Below are 2,437 nucleotides of genomic sequence, written 5' to 3'. Positions count from 1 at the left end.
CGCTCACACAGATGCAACGTAATCCTGCATTAGGACCACAAAATCCCGGTTGGGAGTAAATCTTTAAAAAAAACTATCATGAAATTATCTCTGAAAATATTACCTGCGCTCCTGCTTTGCGCCTGTTCTTATAACGCATCTGCAGACGATACCCTCCGCATTATGACTTACAATATCCACCACTGTAATCCTCCCACAAAGAGCAAAACAGGGGAAATTGAGGTAGATGCCATTGCCCGCGTGATCAACAGCCGTCAACCCGACCTGGTAGCTTTACAGGAGGTAGATGTAAATACCAAACGTTCCGGCGGTATTGACCAGGCAGCGCAACTGGCCGCCCAAACAGGCATGCATGTATATTTCGGGAAAGCCATTGATCATGATGGCGGCGGATATGGCGTGGCTATTTTATCGAAGTTCCCTTTAACAGATACCCAAACCATACACCTGCCGGAAACGGCCAATCCAGGTAGTGAAGACCGCGTAGTAGCAATGGCCCGTATCAATTTCCGCAACGGTAAAAAATTCATTTTTGCCTGTACCCATATGGATGTAAGCAGTGCAGCCGTGAGAGATGAACAGGCCGGCGCCATCAATAAAATTGCGGCCGCCAGCCGCATGCCCTTCATCCTTGCCGGTGACCTGAACTGCAAACCGGAAAGCAACTCTTACCAGGTATTGCTGAAAAAGTTCACACCCTCCTGTACTGATTGTGGATTCACCATCCCGGTGAATCATCCCGACAGGGTAATTGACCACATTATGTGGACAAATGCCACAGGATTTAAAGTGCAGCGCAGTGAAGTGGTAAATGAGCCGTATCCATCGGATCATTTACCCGTAGTGGCAGATATTGTGATAAAGTGATCAACCGATATATTCTAAGCCGCGTAAGTTTCCCGACTTACACGGCTTTTATTTTTGCCAATTAAGCCTCATCATTTCATTCAGCGTTACCAGGTTCTTCAGGGCATCGCCGATAGTGTTGTTGAAATATACATACACCTCCTTTCCTTCTTTTAACCATGCACGGATCTGTTTTGCATGCTGCGCCAGTTGTCCGTCGGTATATCCGTTCTTATAATCCCCGGCAGGGCCATGAAAACGCAGGTATACAAAATCCGCCTGCCGGTTCAGCTGTTCGTTCCGTGATTTTGGAATATCATGCAATACAATGCTGCAGGCATACTCATCTGCCAGTTCGAACACCTCCCCTATATACCAGGAGCTATGCCTGAATTCCAATGCCACCTTCCAGCTATTATCAGGATTGGCCCCCTGCACAATGTTCAGCAATTGTTCCACCTGGCTGTATTGCTCTACTGTGATGCCTGGAGGGAATTGTATCAGCAGGCTGCCTTTTTTTTCGCCGGCCTGGCTGATCACTTCCATAAAATGCAACACATCGGCTTCCCGGAAAGCCAGTTTCTTCACATGGGTAATTTCACGCCATAATTTAAAAGTAAAGGTAAAACCTGCCGGTACTGATTCCGACCATTTCCGCACTGTTGCCGCTTGCGGTACTTTATAGAAAGAGCTGTTGATTTCAATACTGTTAAACAGCGATGCGTAATAGGTAAGCCGGCTTTTATCGCGGAAAGCCGGAGGATACGACTGCTTGTTGGGCACGGGTAGCACGAGCCCGCTTGTACCTGACCTGTAAAGGCCTTTGTGGCTGTTTGCCATAGTTGCTGTTTGCGAACACCTGAAGCAAAAACCCAACCAGAGGAAACAATCGTTATGATAGGGTTGAGATTGAGGCAGCACCATTACATCTACGATTATTTTATACGTTTATCTATAGTAGCTTCTATGATACAATCTATTACCGCTTCAGCTTTACAATTATTAAGTCCGGCCCCCCAGCAGGCATTAAATTCAAGTATAAACCAACCAGTTAACTTATTAAAAGCAAGGTCAACAACAACAGCCTTGGGTAGTTGGTCTTTATAACTATTGATAAATTCCATTAAAAAGTTTCTCCCTGCTATCAGTTCTGCGAAACCTTCGTACAAAGCGATATCTCTAATTACCCCATTCAAAACGAATGCCCTGGCCTCCGCTTCGATGGGATCAACAATTGATGACATCAAAACCTCCTCATTACTTGTCAATCCTTTAATTGTCTCTCTAAAATCAACTATACTTTCAAAGATACCTGCGGTAAATATCTTGGGAATAACTGGTTTAATAAAGACTGGAAAATTATTTTCGGCGATCTGACCTATTTGTTTTAGTTCGACATGCCGCTTGGTCCATTCATTTTCTAGGCGGGCTATTAAGGTATCATCCGGAGCAATAAGTTCCACTCCATATATCTGAGCCAGTACCAAAGCAAATGTCTGATTCCCATAAATCGCAATTGGATGTTTGGTTAAACTATCTTCCTTTATCCAATATTTCCCCAATCTCTTTATCATCCCGCCTTTATTTGTCC

At 44.7% G+C, this 2,437-nt stretch carries 3 protein-coding genes; 1 reads left to right on the top strand and 2 read right to left on the bottom strand.

The genetic code is table 11. The features are described from left to right. Positions 1-78: 78 nt before the first annotated feature. Positions 79-867: an endonuclease/exonuclease/phosphatase family protein gene (locus VIM87_RS13860; protein WP_331997569.1), complete on the top strand. Its 789-nt coding sequence runs from the start codon at positions 79-81 to the stop codon at positions 865-867. Between the two features lie 48 nt (positions 868-915). Here VIM87_RS13860 and VIM87_RS13855 read toward each other — a convergent pair whose 3' ends face one another. Together VIM87_RS13855 and VIM87_RS13850 are read right to left on the bottom strand one after the other, a co-directional pair. Further along, the gene (locus VIM87_RS13855) at positions 916-1,686 is read right to left on the bottom strand and encodes a DUF72 domain-containing protein (protein ID WP_331997568.1); all 771 of its coding nucleotides are present in this window, start codon (positions 1,684-1,686) and stop codon (positions 916-918) included. Positions 1,687-1,781: 95 nt separating this feature from the next. Further along, positions 1,782-2,437: ATP-grasp domain-containing protein (locus tag VIM87_RS13850; protein WP_331997567.1), on the bottom strand; the 656-nt coding region annotated here is incomplete at its 5' end.

This window comes from Chitinophaga sp. (genome assembly GCF_036569125.1).
Taxonomy (GTDB): domain Bacteria; phylum Bacteroidota; class Bacteroidia; order Chitinophagales; family Chitinophagaceae; genus Chitinophaga.
Note: the sequence above shows the minus strand (reverse complement) of the source record. Positions and strands in the feature narration are given on the sequence as shown.

Coding starts and splice junctions, on each gene's coding strand:
- VIM87_RS13860 (WP_331997569.1), top strand. CDS start 79: ATGAAATTATCTCTGAAAATATTACCTGCGCTCCTGCTTTGCGCCTGT.
- VIM87_RS13855 (WP_331997568.1), bottom strand. CDS start 1,686: ATGGCAAACAGCCACAAAGGCCTTTACAGGTCAGGTACAAGCGGGCTC.